General features: G+C 35.7%; 18 protein-coding genes. 6 read left to right on the forward strand and 12 right to left on the reverse strand.

Annotated elements, in window-relative coordinates; genetic code table 11:
* From AC4PRO_RS08410 to AC4PRO_RS08420, 3 genes are all read right to left on the reverse strand, one after another.
* A partial coding sequence (locus AC4PRO_RS08410; protein WP_492117026.1) for a hypothetical protein occupies positions 1-278 on the reverse strand: 278 nt, incomplete at its 3' end.
* Positions 279-624: 346 nt separating this feature from the next.
* Positions 625-1,902, reverse strand: a complete 1,278-nt coding sequence (gene pepT / locus AC4PRO_RS08415) for a peptidase T (RefSeq protein ID WP_074723926.1) — start codon at positions 1,900-1,902, stop codon at positions 625-627.
* A gap of 101 nt (positions 1,903-2,003) precedes the next feature.
* Positions 2,004-2,549, reverse strand: a complete 546-nt coding sequence (locus AC4PRO_RS08420; protein WP_492117027.1) for a histidine phosphatase family protein — start codon at positions 2,547-2,549, stop codon at positions 2,004-2,006.
* 176 nt (positions 2,550-2,725) lie between these two features.
* On the opposite strand from AC4PRO_RS08420, the gene AC4PRO_RS08425 reads away from it, so the two are divergent.
* The 5 genes from AC4PRO_RS08425 to guaB all read left to right on the forward strand — a co-directional run bounded on the left by AC4PRO_RS08425 (position 2,726) and on the right by guaB (position 8,480).
* Positions 2,726-3,745 carry a quinone-dependent dihydroorotate dehydrogenase gene (locus AC4PRO_RS08425; RefSeq protein WP_492117028.1) on the forward strand — a complete coding sequence of 340 codons (1,020 nt, stop codon included), beginning with the start codon at positions 2,726-2,728 and terminating at the stop codon, positions 3,743-3,745.
* A 127-nt stretch (positions 3,746-3,872) separates the two neighbouring features.
* Complete coding sequence (locus AC4PRO_RS08430) at positions 3,873-4,736, forward strand: hydroxymethylglutaryl-CoA lyase (RefSeq protein ID WP_492117029.1); 864 nt, start codon at positions 3,873-3,875, stop codon at positions 4,734-4,736.
* 112 nt (positions 4,737-4,848) lie between these two features.
* Complete coding sequence (locus AC4PRO_RS08435) at positions 4,849-5,400, forward strand: hypothetical protein (RefSeq protein ID WP_492117030.1); 552 nt, start codon at positions 4,849-4,851, stop codon at positions 5,398-5,400.
* The gene (locus AC4PRO_RS08440) at positions 5,397-6,797 is read left to right on the forward strand and encodes a DUF5723 family protein (RefSeq protein WP_074723921.1); all 1,401 of its coding nucleotides are present in this window, start codon (positions 5,397-5,399) and stop codon (positions 6,795-6,797) included. Before AC4PRO_RS08435 ends, AC4PRO_RS08440 begins: the two co-directional genes overlap by 4 nt.
* Positions 6,798-7,007: 210 nt before the next feature.
* Positions 7,008-8,480 (forward strand): IMP dehydrogenase, encoded by a 1,473-nt coding sequence (gene guaB, locus AC4PRO_RS08445; RefSeq protein ID WP_492117031.1) that lies wholly within the window; start codon positions 7,008-7,010, stop codon positions 8,478-8,480.
* Between the two features lie 214 nt (positions 8,481-8,694).
* On the opposite strand, the gene AC4PRO_RS08450 is transcribed toward guaB, so the two are convergent.
* From AC4PRO_RS08450 to AC4PRO_RS08470, 5 genes are all read right to left on the reverse strand, one after another.
* Positions 8,695-8,865 carry a hypothetical protein gene (locus AC4PRO_RS08450; RefSeq protein WP_492117032.1) on the reverse strand — a complete coding sequence of 57 codons (171 nt, stop codon included), beginning with the start codon at positions 8,863-8,865 and terminating at the stop codon, positions 8,695-8,697.
* Between the two features lie 16 nt (positions 8,866-8,881).
* The gene (locus AC4PRO_RS08455; RefSeq protein ID WP_492117033.1) at positions 8,882-9,040 is read right to left on the reverse strand and encodes a WapI family immunity protein; all 159 of its coding nucleotides are present in this window, start codon (positions 9,038-9,040) and stop codon (positions 8,882-8,884) included.
* A gap of 177 nt (positions 9,041-9,217) precedes the next feature.
* Positions 9,218-11,458: a monovalent cation:proton antiporter family protein gene (locus AC4PRO_RS08460; protein ID WP_492117034.1), complete on the reverse strand. Its 2,241-nt coding sequence runs from the start codon at positions 11,456-11,458 to the stop codon at positions 9,218-9,220.
* A 330-nt stretch (positions 11,459-11,788) separates the two neighbouring features.
* Positions 11,789-13,135, reverse strand: coding sequence for an adenylosuccinate lyase (purB, locus tag AC4PRO_RS08465; RefSeq protein ID WP_074723917.1), 1,347 nt, complete (start codon positions 13,133-13,135; stop codon positions 11,789-11,791).
* 68 nt (positions 13,136-13,203) lie between these two features.
* Positions 13,204-13,896, reverse strand: coding sequence for an SIR2 family NAD-dependent protein deacylase (locus AC4PRO_RS08470; RefSeq protein ID WP_492117035.1), 693 nt, complete (start codon positions 13,894-13,896; stop codon positions 13,204-13,206).
* A gap of 276 nt (positions 13,897-14,172) precedes the next feature.
* On the opposite strand from AC4PRO_RS08470, the gene AC4PRO_RS08475 reads away from it, so the two are divergent.
* Complete coding sequence (locus AC4PRO_RS08475; protein ID WP_074723915.1) at positions 14,173-14,844, forward strand: TrmH family RNA methyltransferase; 672 nt, start codon at positions 14,173-14,175, stop codon at positions 14,842-14,844.
* Here AC4PRO_RS08475 and AC4PRO_RS08480 read toward each other — a convergent pair.
* The 4 genes from AC4PRO_RS08480 to AC4PRO_RS08495 all read right to left on the reverse strand — a co-directional run bounded on the left by AC4PRO_RS08480 (position 14,839) and on the right by AC4PRO_RS08495 (position 19,892).
* Positions 14,839-15,354, reverse strand: a complete 516-nt coding sequence (locus tag AC4PRO_RS08480; protein ID WP_074723914.1) for a MepB family protein — start codon at positions 15,352-15,354, stop codon at positions 14,839-14,841. The genes AC4PRO_RS08475 and AC4PRO_RS08480 overlap by 6 nt on opposite strands.
* Before the next feature lie 119 nt (positions 15,355-15,473).
* Entirely contained in the window at positions 15,474-18,818 is a 3,345-nt protein-coding gene (gene secA / locus AC4PRO_RS08485) for a preprotein translocase subunit SecA (RefSeq protein WP_492117036.1), read from the reverse strand.
* Between the two features lie 85 nt (positions 18,819-18,903).
* Positions 18,904-19,125: a DUF2795 domain-containing protein gene (locus AC4PRO_RS08490; RefSeq protein WP_007138072.1), complete on the reverse strand. Its 222-nt coding sequence runs from the start codon at positions 19,123-19,125 to the stop codon at positions 18,904-18,906.
* Positions 19,126-19,322: 197 nt separating this feature from the next.
* Positions 19,323-19,892, reverse strand: coding sequence for a cob(I)yrinic acid a,c-diamide adenosyltransferase (locus tag AC4PRO_RS08495; RefSeq protein ID WP_492117037.1), 570 nt, complete (start codon positions 19,890-19,892; stop codon positions 19,323-19,325).
* Between the last annotated feature and the right edge of the window lie 31 nt (positions 19,893-19,923).

Raw genomic sequence — 19,923 nt, forward strand, 5'->3', positions numbered from 1 at the left:
GCTTTTTCTTTTGCATCGGCCTTTTTAGCTTTCTCTTTCTTCTTCTTTGCTTTACTTTTTTTCTTCTTCTTTTCTACTTCTGGGTTAAGTATATTGTCCTTTTTTTCTACAGTTTCGTATTCAGAAGTGATTACTTTCTTTACAGTAGGATTTACAATATCTGTTTTAGGCGCTGCAGTAGTCTTGGTTGCCCGGGGTTTTCTAGTTTTAGTTGGGGGAACTGTCTCGATTTTCTCGGTTATGTTTTGTTCCGCAACTTTTTCTTTTTTTACAGCCATAATTTCAAGTGTTAGTTTTAAAATAAATTATTGTTAACAACAATTAGCAGGGACAATTTTTATTGTCATTGTAGAGGACATTAAATATAATAATTTAATCTCATCTATAATGTTAATTTTTTATGAAATTTAATTGTTTTTAGTAAATATAATTATTTCAAAACTTTGGACAGTCGAGTAAAACGTGAATGTGAAGTAGTGAAATTATTCGAGCCAAATATAATGACATCGGCAAATAAAAAAGTCCCATCCGATATTGGGATTGGGACTTTTTAAATAAGTTAAAGAGATTGTTTTTTTTATTTGTAGTTATCGTTTAAACCCTCGCTCTCCAGAATCAAGAGTTTTACTTTTTCTTTTTTGATTTACTTTCATCCAATCCAAAGTTGGGCATTGCAGTCAGTTCGGCTATTTTTACTATAACGTTTACTGCTTTTTGCATACTTTCAACAGGAACATACTCGTACTTTCCGTGAAAATTATGTCCACCGGCAAAAATATTTGGGCAAGGCAATCCCATATATGATAATTGACAACCATCAGTACCTCCACGAATGGGTTTGATTAATGGTTTAATGTCTAATTCCTTCATTGCTTTTTCGGCAATGTCAACAATGTATTTTACAGGAACTACCTTTTCTTTCATATTGTAATACTGATCATTGATCTCAGCTATTGCAACATCTTCACCAAATTGTTTCGCAAATTTCTTATTGATTTTACGAACAATCTTTTCTACTTTTTCTTTTCGTTTTTCGAATTTAATCTTGTTATGGTCTCTGATTATTAATTCTAAAACAGTTTCTTCGATACTTCCTGTTAGGTGATGAACATGATAAAAACCTTCATATCCTTTTGTTTCCTCTGGTGTTTCATCTGAAGGTAATGCCGTAATGAAAGCATTAGCAATTAACATAGAGTTAATCATCTTTCCTTTGGCATAACCGGGATGCACACTTTTACCTTTGAAAGTAATTTTGGCTCCAGCCGCATTAAAATTTTCGTATTCTAATTCACCTACTTGACTTCCGTCCATGGTATAAGCCCAATCAGCACCAAATTTGGCTACATCAAAATGATGCGCTCCACGACCAATTTCTTCGTCAGGTGTAAAACCAACTCTGATTTTTCCGTGTTTGAGTTCTGGATTGTTGATTAAGAATTCCATTGCAGTCACAATCTCTGTAATTCCCGCTTTGTCATCAGCGCCTAAAAGAGTAGTTCCGTCAGTTGTGATTAAGGTTTGTCCTTTGTATTGCAATAAATCTTTGAAATAGCTAGGAGATAAAACGATGTTTTGTTCCGCATTTAAAACGATGTCTTTACCGTCATAATTTGGGATAATTTGAGGTTTTACATTGGCTCCTGTAAAATCAGGTGTCGTGTCAAAGTGCGATACAAAACCGATTGTAGGTACTTCGTGATCTACGTTGCTCGGTAAGGTTGCCATGATGTAAGATTTGTCATCTATGGTCACGTCCTGCATTCCTATTTTTTTAAGTTCTTCAACCAATTGATTGGCTAGGACCCATTGTTTTGCTGTGCTTGGTGTTGTTTCCGAATTCGAATCTGATTCCGTGTCAACAGTAACATAACTGATAAAACGGTCTATAATATGTTGCATAAAGTATTTTTATAATGAGGTACAAATATAAGGTTTATTTAGAAAGGAGGGTTCAAAACTCCCATTTTGAGTTAGAATACCGCTAACAATAAGTAATTGTTTTAGTGCATCATTTGTGCTCCTTCTTTATGAGAATTTGCTTTTCCGTAATGCATCACTTTTACTTTTATTTTTCCATTGGTGCGAATAGTAACTAGAAATAGGTAATCGTACTCTTGATCTTCAATAGTTGGTATTGGTCTTTTGGCTCCGAAGGCTTCAATCGTTTCTAAAATGGTATTAGAATGGCCTATGACTAAAGCGCATTTCCCTTTGTTTTCCTTGAGGATCATTGCCGCTGCGTCGTTTAATTTTTTTGCGTCATATACTTTTATTTTCTTTTTCTGATTTTCGGATGCTGGCTTTGCGGTAGCCTCAGTGCGTTTGTAGTTTGTACTATAAATTGCGTTTAATGGTGTGTTTTGTAATTTCTCAGCAAGCGCAATGGCTCTTTGATTTCCATTCTCAGTCAGTAATGGATTGTTATCTTTTTTATCGCTTGTTATTTTTTCAGCATGGCGAACTAAATAAATGCGCGTTGGTTTTTCTGCTTGCGCAAAAAGGCCAACGGTTAGAAATAACAGTAAAAAGCTGCAGTAATTTTTCATGTTTTTGGATATTAATTTCATAGGCTAATTTAGAAATTAATTAAGGATTCTTTGTTTTGCATTACTGTTTTCTTATCCATCAATGTTGTTTATGGGATAGTAAAATTAAATTTTAAGGCTAAAGATTTATTTATCGGCGAGATAGTTCTATTTTTGCAGCACACAACAAAACACTCATGTATAAATTAATTATTCGTCCCATTCTTTTTTGGTTTGATCCAGAAAAAGTACACTATTTTACTTTTTCCCTGATTCGATTTTTATCGAGGATTCCAGGATTTTCTTCTCTATTTAAATCGCTTTATGAAATCAATGACCAGCGATTAGAAACCGAAGTGTTTGGGTTGAAGTTTAAAAATCCGGTAGGACTTGCAGCTGGTTTTGATAAAGACGCTAAGTTGTACAAAGAATTATCCAACTTTGGTTTTGGGTTTATTGAAATAGGTACGCTTACGCCAAAAGGACAGGAAGGAAATCCAAAAAAACGCCTGTTTCGTTTGAAAGCGGATTCAGCTATTATTAACCGAATGGGATTCAATAATGGTGGGGTTTTAGAAGCTGTGGAACGACTTAAAAAAAATACTGGGGTTTTAATTGGAGGAAATATTGGAAAAAATAAACTGACGCCAAACGACGACGCGACCTTAGATTATGAAATTTGTTTTGAAGCCTTGTTTGATTATGTTGATTATTTTGTGGTGAATGTGAGTTCGCCAAATACGCCTAATCTTCGTGCATTGCAAGACAAAGAGCCCTTGACTCAATTGCTGCAAACCTTACAAAATAAGAATTTGGCAAAGCCAAAACAGAAACCCATATTGCTAAAAATCGCTCCAGATTTGACGGATGAGCAATTATTAGACATTATAGATATTGTGAAGGAAACTAAAATTGCAGGAGTTATAGCTACTAATACGACTATTTCTCGCGAAGGTTTGAAATCTGAAAATAAAACAGAAATGGGTGGATTGTCAGGAAAGCCATTGACAAGCCGTTCTACTGAAGTGATTCGTTTTCTGTCTCAAAAAAGCAACAAAGCCTTTCCGATTATCGGAGTGGGAGGGATTCATTCTGCAGATGATGCGATAGAAAAACTACAAGCAGGCGCCAGTTTAATACAATTGTACACTGGTTTTATCTATGAAGGACCCGCTTTGGTGAAAGCTATAAATCAAAAGATATTAAGCCGCATGTAAAAGGGATAGGTTTACACTATTATCAAAATGCGTAATTCTTCATTGTGAATTACGCATTTTTATTTCCTAAAAAATTTTATAATCTTAGTCTTTGCTACTTTCTAAGTTTTCTTATCTTTGAAAACCTATGGAGCCAATAAAAATTATAGAATGTCCGCGTGATGCCATGCAAGGCATTAAGCCATTTATCCCCACCGAAAGAAAAGTAGCGTACATTCAATCTTTATTGAGAGTAGGCTTTGATTCGATCGATTTTGGGAGTTTTGTGTCGCCAAAAGCGATTCCGCAAATGGTGGATACCGCTGCACTATTGGCACAATTGGATTTATCGCAAACAACAAGCAAATTACTGGCTATTATAGCTAATACTAGAGGAGCGGAAATGGCTTCTGAGCATGCTGAAATTCAATATTTAGGGTATCCTTTTTCGATATCTGAGAATTTTCAGATGCGTAATACACACAAAACCATTGCAGAATCGCTAGTTACCTTGGAAGAAATTCTGGAAATTGCCGATAAAACCAATAAAGAAGTAGTTGCTTATTTGTCTATGGGTTTTGGAAATCCGTATGGAGATCCTTGGAATGTAGAAATTGTGGGGGATTGGACGGAGAAGTTATCCAATATGGGAGTGAAGATTTTGTCGCTGTCGGATACTGTGGGGAGTTCTACTCCAGACGTAATCAGTTATTTGTTCTCTAATTTGATTCCAAAATATCCCGAAATTGAGTTTGGAGCTCATTTGCATACCACACCAGATAAATGGTTTGAGAAAATAGATGCAGCTTATAATGCGGGTTGCCGAAGATATGACGGTGCTATTCAGGGATTTGGTGGTTGTCCAATGGCTAAAGACGATTTAACGGGTAATATGCCAACGGAGAAGTTACTGTCCTATTTTACTGCTAAAAAAGAAATTACAAATCTAAATCCATTAAGTTTTGAAAGCGCTTACAATGAGGCTTCTAAGCTATTTGGAGAGTTTCATTAGAAAACTTTGAATAATGAAATTGCTATAATATTCTATAAATGTAATAATAAGTTAACAACTGCATCGTTGTTATTGCAATCAATGATTTACTTTTGTTACTTACACTTTTGATATGAATCAATACAACCCAAATAAAATTTTAGGATTGATGCTACTTATGCTGCTCTCTTTTTCATGTAGCAGTAAGTTAGATTTTGATCAAGTAAACGATTTTAAATTAGAACCTGTTTTTATTGCAAATTTGAGTGCTTTTGAAATTCCTGCCAATCAATTTGTTGTGAATGGAATGGAGCAGAATATGGTCTTTGGCGCTAAGGATTTTGATATTTTCAGGGATGCTTCTTTTCAAAAGAATTTAAGACGAGCCGACTTTTTTTTTGAAATTAATAATACTATTAATAAGTCTTATACCATAGATATTCTATTATTGGATGGAAATGACCAACTACTAGAGACTATTTCTTTTATTGTGCCTGCCTATTCAGGAACACAAAAATTAATCACTCAAACAGAAGTTTTTGAGAATGCTAGACTCGACTTATTAAAAAGAACCAAAAAAATGGAATTTGTTATAACAATGGGTGCTGGTCCTGCTTTAAATGCGAATAGTCCGGGAAGCTTAAAACTGCGTTCAAGTGCAACTGTTTATCTGTTGGTAGAATGAGAAAAGTATATCTGTTTTTGATGGTGTTTATAGCTGCGGGGTGTTTTTCTCAAAATAAACAAATTTTATATAATTTCACTACAGTGCCTCAGTCTTTAATGACTAATCCTGGTGCTGATGTCAGCTATAAATTTTATTTTGGAGTTCCATTGCTATCGGGTATTTCTGGGAATGTTGGATCTACTAGTTTTTCAGCCTATGACTTATTTGCGGATAACGGAGTAGATTTTAATACTAAATTACTGAATGTAGTACACCGTTCTTCGCAAAATGACAAATTGGTTTTCAATGAGCAATTAGAAGTGTTTAGCGGCGGTTTTAAATTAGGAGACTGGTTAGAAAACAAAGGATATATTTCGTTTGGAATGTATCAGGAGTTTGATTTCATGATGTTTATGCCTAAAGATGTTGCTATACTTGCTTTGGAGGGAAATAGAGATTATCTAGGTAAATCATTTAATTTAGGGGATTTGAGTTTAAAAACAGAGATGCTTTCGGTACTGCATGTAGGATTTCATAAAAATGTAACCGATAGACTTGTCCTTGGGGGCAGAGCCAAAATATATTCAAGTGCTTTTAACGCAACTTCGACTAAAAATTCAGGATATATTTATACGGTTCCAGGTACGACTACTGCATATGAACAAGTTATTTATTCGGATTTGCAATTGAATACGGCAGGAATTGCAGCATATACTGCCGAAGGTTATGAAGGGGATGTAGCCCGCGATATCAGAAAAAAGATGCTGTTTGGTGGAGACCTAGGACTCGGATTTGATTTGGGACTAACGTATTACCCTAAAAAGAACATTCAGTTTACAGCCAGTATCCTAGATGTTGGATTTGTAAAACACAGCAAAGATGTTGAGACGTTTACCTATAAAGGCTATTATAAATATGAAGGCGTAAATCCAAATTTCGATGGTACAAATACTCCAGACAATGCGTATCAGCAGTTTGTTGATGCGATTCCGCTAGACACGATTTACAACGCATACAAAACTTGGAGACCTATAAAATTCAATAGTTCGTATCAATATTCTTTTAATGATTCAAGAGGAGGAGCAGACTGTAATTGCAGTGTGTCAGAATCGCAATATAAAAATGCAATAGGCGCACAGCTGTTTGTAATGACTACTCCTAGAGCACCTATGGCAGCATTGACTGGGTATTATAGGAGAAACCTATTCGATAAGTTGGAAATGAAAGCTACCTATACAGTAGATTCCTATTCCTATAAAAATATAGGTTTAGGAATGTCAAGCACGTTGGGGGCATTCAATGTCTACCTCATGGCTGATAATCTTTTAGAATATAGGGATTTGGCGAAAGCCAATAGTTTGTCCTTTCAATTTGGTTTTAATTTTATTTTTAAAGACAGTAATTCGCCGTACTAAGCGTGTTTTTTTTGCACTGATATCTATTTCTTTAATCTGATTGTAATTATTTCAATTTCTTAATGAATTATTTTTTAAAGAAGATTAGTGCAAACGAGCGGTATTGTTTTCTTACCATGTTGTCGGTTTTTTTTTGAAACCTTATTTTTTCACTTTTTTAAATCAAAATAATTTGCTATATTTGCACGCAATTCAACTACAAATTGCAACATGATAGCACATAACTCCAAGATTATCGGCGAAGGTTTAACGTACGACGATGTATTATTAGTTCCTAACTACTCTAATGTGCTTCCTCGAGAGGTAAGTATCCAAACAAAATTTTCAAGAAATATAACGCTTAATGTTCCTATTGTATCCGCAGCTATGGATACCGTTACTGAAAGTGCTATGGCAATTGCTATGGCTCAAGAAGGTGGAATAGGTGTTTTGCATAAAAATATGACAATCGAGCAACAAGCTGCCAAAGTACGCAAAGTAAAACGTGCGGAGTCAGGTATGATTATCGATCCAGTTACTTTACCGCTTACTTCTACAGTAGCGGACGCTAAAAATGCGATGAAAGAATACGGAATTGGTGGTATTCCTATTATCGATGAAGATCAAAGATTAAAAGGAATTGTAACCAATAGAGATTTGCGTTTTGAGAAAAACAATACAAGACCTATTATTGAGGTAATGACAAGTGAAAATTTGGTTACCGTCGCCGAAGGAACTTCATTAGAACAAGCCGAAGTAGTTTTACAAGGTCATAAAATCGAGAAACTCCCAGTTATCAATAAAGAAGGTAAATTAGTGGGTTTAATCACCTTTAGAGATATCACTAAATTAACTCAAAAACCAATTGCTAACAAAGATGTTTACGGGCGTTTGCGTGTAGCAGCAGCTATTGGCGTTACAGGTGACGCAGTAGAAAGAGCAACCGCTTTAGTAAATGCAGGTGTTGATGCCATTATTATTGATACGGCTCACGGACATACGCAAGGTGTGGTAAATACATTAAAAGAAGTAAAAGCTAAATTCCCTCAAATAGATGTTATTGTTGGTAACATTGCTACTCCTGAAGCAGCAAAATTCCTTGTTGAAAACGGCGCTGACGGTGTGAAAGTAGGAATTGGACCTGGTTCAATTTGTACCACACGTATCGTGGCGGGTGTTGGTTTTCCTCAATTTTCTGCAGTTCTTGAAGTTGCAGCAGCATTAAAAGGAACTGGAGTTCCAGTAATCGCTGATGGAGGAATACGTTACACAGGAGATATTCCTAAAGCAATTGCTGCAGGTGCTGATTGTGTGATGCTAGGTTCACTTCTTGCAGGAACTAAAGAATCTCCTGGAGAAACTATTATTTTCGAAGGAAGAAAATTCAAATCTTACCGCGGAATGGGATCTGTAGAAGCGATGGAGGGTGGTTCTAAAGACCGTTATTTTCAAGATGTAGAAGATGATGTTAAGAAACTAGTTCCCGAAGGAATTGTAGGTCGTGTGCCTTACAAGGGAGAACTAAACGAAAGTATGCTTCAGTTCATTGGCGGTCTTCGTGCCGGAATGGGATACTGTGGTTCTAAAGATATTCCAACTTTACAGGAAACAGGACGTTTTGTTCGTATCACCGCAAGTGGTATCAACGAAAGTCACCCGCATAATGTAACCATTACAAAAGAAGCTCCTAATTATTCTAGATAAGTTAAAGAGTAGGATAAAATATAAAACCGATCTAACGTAGTAGTACGTTAGATCGGTTTTTTTTAGTGCTTTTATATAGGGAGTCCTTACTTTTAGCGACAGAATGTATTAATCTAAGTCTCCGCTTTTTGGAAACTTACTCATTATTTTTTCCAGTTGATTGATTATTTTTGGAATTTTTGTTTGGTCAAAAGCTATTTTAAATTCTAATTTATTACCAAATCCAGCATTGTCCATTACCATGCAATCTGCTATTAGATGTAAGGCCATCACCAATAATTTTCATTTCAACTTGACCTTCAAGAGTAGCGAATGTGGCAGTCCCATCCAGTTTATCGTAAAGTTTGTCTAACTCAAACTTAAATAGTTCAAAATCAGTGGTCATTAAATTAGCTTTAAATTTACCCAAAAAAACCTCCAGCTTTAATCGAAATTATTGATTTTAACCAATTGCAATCCCAATCTAATTCGGCATCTGGAGAAATTAGTTCAACTATTTCAATGCGGATTGAATTTCCATTATCTGAAATTTCAAAATAGGGATTAATTCCATTTGTCATCGTATCGTTAGTAAAGCATTTTTTCAAATTTTTTACTAGAACTTCTCGTCTTTTTTGTTCAATTGATCGTCTTATGTATTGAATCCAGGGCCTGTTTGCAATTGCAAAGTATAAATAGAATAAAAAATCAGGATTCAGAAATACTATCCATTATTCCCAAAACTAATTTCCCAGAACTTACTCCTTAAAGAATTTATTCATTCGCTTTTTATCACCTACTACCCATAAAATATCGTTTTTCTGTAATATTACATCAGATTCTGGATTTAGAAGGCGTTTCCCATTTCGTTCGAGACCCACAACCATACCATTAGCCCTTTCTCTAATTTGAGATTCACTTATGCTTTTCCCAATTAGCTCTTCTTTATTTAGTTCCAGTTGTTGCAATATAATTTCGGTTTTCTCGACATTTTTAGGAGGCTCAAATTCGTTTTGATGGAGATAATTCTTGAATTCACTAACTTGCGCATCTGTACCAATCACGCAAATTTCGTCGCCGGGAAAGAGGCGTTCATTTTTGGTCGGGATTTTCACCATTATACCTCCTCTTTTTATAAAACCAATATTGATTCCCATATCCTCTCGCATGCGCAATTCTTTTAAGGTTTTACCTGCGATATTTGATTCTTTTGCAATGGTGAAGGTCGTCATGTGCCCATCCCAAGGGGTTAAACTAGCATATCTTCTATTTATGTTGATGATCTCTCTTTTGTTTAGATTCTGTAGAAAGTGATTTTCAATTCTAAGGTATTGACGATGTAATCTCTTTGGAAAAAAGAAATAAACTCCAATGGCAATAATTAATGCGAAGAAAGCGACCAGCGGAGAGAAAAAGATGTTCAGTAAAAAACCAATGTAAAATATTGCTAATCCCATTCTAAAGAAAACCATCATCATGATTGGTCCTCTATATCTCCGTTCTTGACGCAATATTTCCACCTCTTTTACAGCGACTCTGCGTAACGATAACGCCCATAAAAACGGCGAAATAATGATGATAGTAAACAAAGCCGTGATCGCATTTCCAAATTTAGAGCTTTCCACTAATGGCAAAACAAATTTAGAAGAAAGCAGGATTATAGCAGTTATAATTACAGTATGAATCACTATTTGTAAAAGATGGGCTTTTAAAACCACCTGCCAGTTAGTCGCTGATTTAATAGCTTGGGTATTTGTGCTGTATCGGGTTATTCTTTTTAACCATTTTCGGGGTAATTTCCGTTCTAAAAATTCCGAGAAAGGAGTAGCCATTTTTACCATAAATGGGGTCGTGAACGTAGTAATTGCTGATACTGCTACGACAATTGGGTAGAGGAAACTACTAGTAACATTCATTGTCATTCCTAAAGTAGCAATAATAAAGGAGAATTCTCCAATTTGCGATAAGCTCATTCCCGTTTGTACGGATTGTTTTAAAGGTTGTCCTGAAATTAAAGCACCAATAGTTGAACTAATTGATTGTCCAAAAATAGTGATGAGAGTTAAAATTAGCACCGGAAATGCATATTCATATAACGTTGTAGGATCAATTAGCATTCCAACGGATACGAAAAAGATTGCGCCAAATAAGTCTTTTACAGGCTTTACTAAATGTTCAATGCGTTCTGCCTGAGTAGTTTCTGCAATGATGGATCCCATTATAAAGGCACCTAGGGCAGGGGAGAATCCCACATTAGAGGCCAGGATAACCATCATAAGACACAAAGCGAGGGAAATGATTAGCATCATTTCATCGGTTAGTAAATGTTTTGCTTTTTTAAGTAAGGTTGGAATAAAAAATATCCCGCTGACAAACCAAATGATCAGGAAGAAAATCAATTTTAGAACAGAAAGTACTAATTCAGTTCCTGAAAATTGCTGACTCACAGCCACAGTAGATAATAAAACCATCATCAAAATGGCCACAATATCCTGAACGATCAATGAACCGATTACTATTCCCGCAAATTTTTGGGCTTTTACGCCCAGTTCCTCAAAAGTTTTTAGAATAATGGTAGTGGAGGAAATAGAGAGAATTACTCCTAAAAAGAGGCTGTCCATTTGTTTCCAACCCATCCATTGCCCTACTAAATATCCCATTAAGACCATCGTGATGATCTGGGTAAGAGCAGTTATAGAAGCGGTACCGCCCACTTTCATCAGTTTCTTAAAACTAAACTCCAGTCCGAGGCTAAATAGTAAAATAATCACCCCTATTTCTGCCCAGACTTCAACACTCTTAACATCTTTTACGGACGGAAAGAAATCAAAATGAGTTCCGGCAAGAAAACCGGCGATTAAATACCCTAAAACTAAGGGTTGCTTTAACCATTTAAATATTAACACAGCAATTCCCGCTGTCATGAGTATGAGTCCCAGGTCGCTTATAAGTGGTTTTAAATGTTGTGATGCTTCAGCAACTGTTGCTACAGTACTCATGTTTTATTTTTTTAGGAGCTATTTCCAGCCTTTCATTGCAAGCTTTTGTCTAAAACCTTTTTTATTAGACAATTGCAGGAGCTTCCGTTGGTCGCTCTGCAATTTGCCATAAAAATAGTTCTTTTCCGGCAAGGCTTTCCATTGCAGTCTGGGCTAAACTCAATTCGTTCCTTGATTTAATCTGTTTTAATAGAAAGATTTCCGAAAAAAAGCTATCGTTAAAGATAGCTTTTTTTGGAGTTGGTTTTATTTAATATACCAATCCTCGATGTATTTTTTTGAATTTCATAAAAATATAAAGTAACAATTCACGATTCTCAGCTACGGATATTAAATCCCTACAAAATTACTTGGCGTGATTTGCATCAATTCTGCCCGTACTTCTTCTGTCACGTCTAAAGTGGCAATGAAACCGTGAATCGCTTTTTTATCAATCGCTTCATTTGTTCTAGTTAAACCCTTTAAGGCTTCATAAGGATTTGGATACCCTTCACGACGCAAAATAGTTTGAATCGCTTCCGCCACTACGGCCCAGTTTTTTTCTAAATCTTCATGGAATTTTGGCTCATTCAACAATAATTTGCTCAGTCCTTTCAAAGTAGATTCAAAACCAATTAAAGTATGTCCCATAGGAACTCCTATGTTTCGTAAAACCGTACTGTCAGTTAAATCACGTTGTAATCTAGACAATGGTAACTTAGCCGAAAGGTGTTCGAAAATAGCATTTGCTATCCCTAAATTTCCTTCAGAGTTTTCAAAGTCAATCGGGTTTACCTTGTGTGGCATCGCTGATGATCCTATTTCTCCCGCTTTGATTTTTTGTTTGAAATATTCCATAGACACATAAGTCCAGATATCTCTGTCTAAATCTATGATAATAGTATTGATTCTTTTTAAGGCATCAAAAAAGGCTGCAAAATGATCGTAATGCTCAATTTGAGTTGTTGGGAAAGAGTGGTGTAAACCTAAAATGTCCTCAACAAACTTACCTCCAAATTTTCTCCAGTCGATTTGCGGATAAGCCACATGATGTGCATTGTAATTTCCTGTTGCACCACCAAATTTAGCAGCGAATGGGATATTAAACAACAAACGCATTTGCTCTTCTAAACGTTCCACAAAAACGCTGATTTCTTTACCCAAACGAGTAGGAGAGGCCGGTTGTCCGTGTGTACGTGCTAGCATTGGTATATCCTTCCATTCGACACTTAAATCTTTTAATTTAGAAGTCAAAGTAATTAGCGAAGGCATGTATACTTTTTCGAATGCGTCTTTTGTAGAAAGAGGAATTGCTGTATTATTGATGTCTTGGGAAGTCAATCCAAAGTGGATGAACTCTTTGTATTGCGATAAGCCTAATTTTTCAAAAGCGTCTTTGATAAAGTATTCTACGGCTTTTACATCGTGGTTAGTTACTTTTTCAGTTTCTTTGATCCAAAGCGCGTCTTCAGTAGAGAAGTTTTTATAGATATTTCTTAAAGTATCAAAAAGATCAGGATTTACACCTGAAAGTTGTGGCAAAGGCACTTCGCACAAAGCAATGAAATATTCAATTTCAACTAATACGCGGTATTTGATTAATGCTTCTTCCGAGAAAAAAGGAGCCAAAGAAAGAGTCTTGTTTCTATATCTTCCATCAATTGGAGAAATAGCATTCAATTCGTTTAAAGTAGTCATTGTTTTGTTGTTTGTTCGAAAGGCACAAATATAAACCTTTAAAGGCAATTTCGAAAAGGATTGTTTTTTTAAATAAGGGCAATAAGTGTCTTTTGTAGAAGTTTCATTCCTTCAGAAGCGACTTCTGGAATTACATGGAGTGGATTTCTCAAATTCGGAATGCGTATGGGTTTTGGATCAATGTAATAAATAGGAATTTTAGAATTTGTAAAATCAATTAACCCCGCTGCTGGATATACTTGTAAAGACGTACCAATAACAGCAAAATAATCGGCAGTTTCTGTAATCGAAACCGCTTCTTCAAGCGCAGGAACTTCCTCACCAAACCAAACAATATGTGGACGCAACTGATTTTTATTATTGTCTAAATCACCAAAGTTTAAATCTTCTGTCCAATCTAAAATGTAATTTGGATTCGCGTTGCTTCGTACTTTTAACAATTCGCCATGCAAGTGCAATACATTTTTACTACCTGCGCGTTCGTGTAAATCATCTACATTTTGAGTAATTACAAAAACGTCAAAATGAGCTTCTAATTCAGCCAAAATCTGATGTCCTAAATTGGGTTGCACTTCTTTGAGTTGTTTTCGCCTTTGATTATAAAAATCAAGAACCAAAGCTGGGTTTTTGTTCCATCCTTCGGGTGTAGCGACATCTTGAACATTATGTCCTTCCCAAAGTCCATCACTGTCTCTGAAAGTTTTGATGCCACTCTCTGCACTTATTCCTGCTCCGGTTAAGACTACGAGTTTCTTTTTCATAGTTATATTTTTTCGCCACAGATTCACAGATTTTTTTTGAATTAGGCTTTAAATAGAAAGGTTAAAATTATTAAAAAGAATTGGAAATTTTAGTGTTTACATTTTTTTTTGTCACAGATTTCAAGATTTTTGTTGGATTAGAAAAACAATTTAATCTGCGAATTTGCCATGAATTTTTGTTTCATTTTTGGTTTTATATTTGGTATTAAATAAGAAATCAGTGAATCTGTGGCTATTTTTTATTTTTTACTATTTTTGCATAAAAAATAATCCGAAATGATTGATATCGATTACCTCGCTTTTCTTGAAAATATCCTAACCGATAACCGCAAAGAGAAATTCTTGAAAGTACTAGAAAACAGAACCAATCATTTTACCATTGCCGTAGAAGATATTTTCCAGATGCACAATACGAGTGCGGTAATGCGCAGTTGTGAAGTTTTTGGAATTCAGGAATTGAACGTAATCGAACAGCGCTATGGTAAAAGTATCGACAAGGAAATTGCAATGGGTGCCCAGAAATGGGTTGATATTAATACTTTCGACAGTATTACGGATTGTTTAGATACAGTCAAAAACAAAGGGTACCAAATCATTGCGACCACGCCACACGATAATGACTGTTTACTAGAAGATTTTGATATTTCGAAACCCAGTGCCTTGTTTTTTGGAACGGAGCGTGATGGATTATCAGAAGAGATTTTACAGCGTGCCGACGGTTTTCTTAAAATTCCGATGGTAGGTTTTACGGAGAGTTTGAATATTTCTGTGTCAGCTGCTATTATCATTCAAGATTTAACAAACCGATTGCGAAAATCAGATATTGATTGGCATTTGTCTGAAGACGAAATTCTAGTAAAAAGATTGGCGTGGGCCAAGAACTCCATCAAAGATATTAAACGAATAGAGGAGAGGTATTTTTTAGAAAATAATAAAACTGCTTTATAGGCCGTAAAGCAATTTTACACGGTTTATATTGATTGGTTTGTCAGATGGGATTTCTAAGAAATAATCCAATTGCCATTTTTGGGTTTTCTGTGCTTGTGCATTGTTTGCTTGATTCCAAGGAGGATAAACTCGAATGGCTCGCTTGCCTTCCTTTTTGCTTGTCGTTATTACGCCTCGTTCACACAATACCAATTTTGGAAATATAAATTGACCCAAACGCTGGCCTTTTCTCGTGTTAATAATAACGAAATCAATCGGGTCTGTATAGGCAAAGGGTTGAATAGGCCCTTTCTCAATTCTTTTCCACAATGTAACAAATTGGCCCGTTTTAGTTGGAGTTATTTTTGCATTTCTAAATGTAACGGAAACGCCGTTAAGTTCAAAAGTAGCAGCTCCATACTCAATACTTTCGACTTCTTTTTCTAATGAAGAAAAATTAAAACCACAGGGGTCATATATAAGTTCTTTTGTTATAAACAGGTCGTTGTAGATGGTAGTAGCAGTTTTCAAAGACGTTTGATTTTAAGAAGTTTCAAATATAAAAAAATCCCCAACTACTTTCGTAATTGGGGATTGTATTATTTACGGCTTTTTTTCAAGACCTAAAAACGATAACAGAAAAGGAGTTGTTATTTTACAACAACCCATTGGCCACTAGCGATTAAACTTTCGGCTTTTTTGTATTTCATTTCTTGCGTTTGACCGTTAGCCACATTTTGAATCATAATGGTATCGTTACGATTAATTTTTGGCATATCTCTCACTATAGTTTCAGTAACTTGTCTTTGTTGCGTTTCACCGGCTTCACGATTGGCACTTTCACTACTTGTAATCTCATCTTTGCTTAATTGCAAATTTTCTTTGGGACGAACTTCTTCTCTAGCTTCTTGAATTTCAGGAGCACTTTGTTGTGGTAAATCCCCTTTGAATAAGAAGGAGATTACTTCTTTATTTACACCGTTCAACATAGCGTTGAAAAGGTTAAATGCTTCAAATTTATAGATAAGTAAAGGATCTTTTTGTTCGTGAACGGCAAGTTGAACGGATTGTTTCAACTCATCCATTTTGCGTAAGTGCTTTTTCCAAGCTTCATCAACAATCGATAAAGTGATGTTTTTTTCGAAATCAGCAATAAGTTGTTTTCCTTCAGAATCGTATGCTTTTTTCAAATCAGTAACCACGCTCAATGATTTCACACCATCCGTAAATGGTACTACGATACGTTCAAACTGGTTGTTTTTATCTTCGTATACATTCTTGATAATAGGAAATGCTTCTCTTGCGCTACGCTCTGTTTTCTCTTGATAGTATTTTAAAGCTTCTTTATATACTTTTCCTGTTAACTCGATGTCAGTCATTTTCATAAAATCAGCCTCACTTACTGGAGAAGTAATCGAGAAGTAACGAATCAAGTCAAATTCAAAGTTTTTGAAATTATTGGTTGCTTTTGCGTCTTGTATAATTAACTCACAAGTATCGTATAACATGTTAGCAATATCCAGTTTCAAACGTTCTCCAAATAAAGCATGACGACGACGTTTGTAAACTACTTCACGTTGTGCATTCATAACATCATCGTATTCCAACAAACGTTTACGGACACCAAAGTTGTTTTCTTCTACTTTTTTCTGTGCACGCTCGATAGATTTGGTCATCATAGAATGCTGAATCACTTCACCTTCTTCAAGTCCCATTCTGTCCATTACTTTGGCTACTTTTTCAGAACCAAACAAACGCATCAAGTTATCTTCCAGAGACACATAAAATTGTGAACTTCCTGGATCTCCTTGACGACCAGCACGGCCTCTCAACTGTCTGTCAACACGACGTGAATCGTGACGCTCTGTACCTACAATCGCAAGTCCACCAGCTGCTTTTACTTCGGCAGATAATTTAATATCGGTTCCACGACCAGCCATATTAGTTGCTATAGTAACCACTCCGGCTTTACCTGCTTCTTCTACGATTTGCGCTTCTTGTTTGTGCATTTTTGCATTCAAGACATTGTGTGCAACACCTCTCATTTTAAGCATTCGGCTTAGTAATTCAGAAATCTCAACAGAAGTCGTACCAATAAGAACTGGCCTTCCTGCATTTGATAATTGTGTTACATCTTCAATAACTGCATTGAATTTTTCACGAGTCGTTTTATAAATAAAATCCTCTTTGTCTTGTCTTGCCATTGGTCTGTTAGTAGGAATTTCTACTACATCCAATTTGTATATTGTCCATAACTCACCTGCTTCAGTAACAGCAGTACCGGTCATACCGGCAAGTTTGTTATACATTCTAAAGTAATTCTGTAAAGTAACCGTAGCAAAAGTTTGAGTTGCTGCTTCGATTTTTACATTTTCCTTAGCTTCAATCGCTTGGTGTAATCCATCAGAATAACGACGACCATCCATGATACGACCTGTTTGCTCATCAACAATCATGATTTTGTTGTCCATGATTACATACTCTACATCTTTTTCAAAAAGACTGTATGCTTTCAAAAGTTGAGTCAAAGTGTGAATACGTTCACTTTTTATTCCGAAATCTTGGAATAATCTTTCTTTTTCCTCGGCTTCAGCATCCTTGTCTAATTTTTTCTTCTCGATAGCGGCAATTTCAGTTCCGATATCTGGAAGAACGAAAAAGTCAGAGTCAGTATCTCCCGAAAGGAATTTAATTCCGTTATCAGTTAATTCAACCTGATTGTTTTTTTCTTCAATTACAAAATACAAGGCTTCATCAATCTTATGCATTTCGCGATTGTTGTCTTGCATGTAGGTGTTCTCCGTTTTTTGAAGCAATTGTCTGATTCCTTCCTCACTTAAAAACTTAATCAAAGCTTTGTTTTTAGGCAAACTTCTGTAGGCTCTTAAAAGCAAGAATCCACCTTCTTTAGTTTTTCCTTCTTTAAGTAATTTTTTAGCTTCAGATAAAAAACCATTTGCTAATTGACGTTGTAAACTTACTAAGTTTTCAATTTTTGGTTTCAATTCATTGAATTCATGACGATCTCCTTGTGGTACTGGACCAGATATAATTAAAGGAGTTCTTGCGTCATCAATCAATACAGAATCGACCTCATCGACAATAGCATAATTATGTTTTCTTTGTACTAAATCATCAGGAGAATGTGTCATGTTATCTCTTAGATAATCAAAACCAAATTCATTATTTGTACCGTACGTAATATCAGAATTGTATGCTTTTTTTCTTCCTTCAGAACTTGGTTGGTGGTTGTCAATACAATCCACAGTCATACCATGAAATTCGAATAAAGGTGCTTTCCAGGTGCTATCACGTTTAGCCAAGTAATCATTAACTGTTACTAAATGCACTCCGTTTCCAGTTAGTGCATTCAAGTATAGTGGCAAAGTAGCTACTAATGTTTTTCCTTCACCTGTTTGCATTTCTGCAATTTTTCCTTCGTGAAGTACCATTCCACCAATTAATTGAACATCATAGTGAATCATGTCCCAAGTAATTTCTTTTCCAGCAGCATTCCATTTGTTTTGCCAGATGGATTGGTCTCCTTCAAGGCTAACATAGGCTTTAGTTCCAGAGAACTCTCTGTCCATTGCCGTTGCTGTAACAGCAATTTCTGAATTATCTTTGAAACGTCTTGCAGTTTCCTTCACTACTGCAAAGGCTTCAGGAAGAATCTCCAATAATGTTTTTTCAGATAATTCGTAAGCTTCTTTTTCTAAAGCATCGATTTCAAGATAAATATCTTCTCTTTTGTCGATGTCTTCAACCGCCTCAACATCCGCTTTAAGCGCTGCTATTTTAGCATCGATTCCGGCACGGTTCAGTTTTATTTTTTCCTTAAAAAAGTAGGTGCGCTCTCTTAATTCGTCATGCGAAAGGGCGATAAGACTGATTTCAAAAGTCTTAATTTTGTCAAGGTAAGGTTGTAAAGCTTTAACATCTTTCTCGGATTTGTCTCCAACAAAGGCTTTAATTATACTATTTATGAAACTCATAATATGGTTGTATTTCTAATTATTTTAAAATGTAAATTTAACCAAAAAAAAAGCCTCTTTTGAGACTTTTTCTTTGATTATGTATTTAATATTCATCCTCATTCCAAAGATAGTCTTCGTCAGTGGGGTAATCCGGCCAAATTTCTTCCATCGACTCATATATCTCTCCTTCGTCTTCAATAGACTGTAGATTTTCTACTACTTCTAACGGAGCTCCTGCACGTATCGCGTAGTCAATAAGTTCGTCTTTGTTAGCGGGCCACGGTGCATCACTTAAATAAGATGCTAGTTCTAATGTCCAATACATTTTTTGTCGGTTTAGTTTTGTGCAAAAATAAAAATTTTACCGAAAAAGACAAGTAAAAATCTATTTATTTTTAAAAAAAGTTAAGAACGTTTTTGTTTTAGTGTTCAGTAGTCAGTTTTTAGTGTTCAGCTTATGCTGTAAACGTCTCGTATTCTCAGATTTTTTTAACTGCGTTCTGAATACTTTTTAACTGATTACTATTTCCTTGGAATCCATTTAACTTCCTTAGCGTGCAAGTCATGAGACAACTTTCGTGCCAATACAAAAAGATAGTCAGAAAGGCGGTTCAGGTATTTAATTGCAATTTCAGCTACTGGCTCATTATGGCTTAAATGAACGGCAAGGCGCTCTGCACGTCGGCAGACGCATCGTGCAATATGACAATATGACACAGTAGTGTGTCCGCCGGGTAAGACAAAATGAGTCATTTCAGGCAGTTCGCTTTCCATGCTGTCAATTTCATTTTCTAACAACTCAATATCACTCTCTACAATTCCCAATTTTTTTAAACGAAGTTCTCCGTTTTTCTTCACCTCTTTTTCTTGAGGAGTTGCCAGTATCGCTCCAATAGTGAATAAGCGATCTTGGATTTCTGCCAAGGTGTCTTTGTAATGCGAGTTCATATCCTGGTCACGAACCAGTCCTATATAGGAGTTTAATTCGTCTACAGTTCCATAACTTTCAATCCTTATATGGTCTTTAGGAACGCGTGTCCCTCCAAAAAGTGACGTTGTTCCTGTATCGCCGGTTTTAGTATATACTTTCATATGCTGTTTATTTGTTTATTCGTGGATTTGC

The organism is Flavobacterium sp. DW-iso2 (assembly GCF_058725285.1).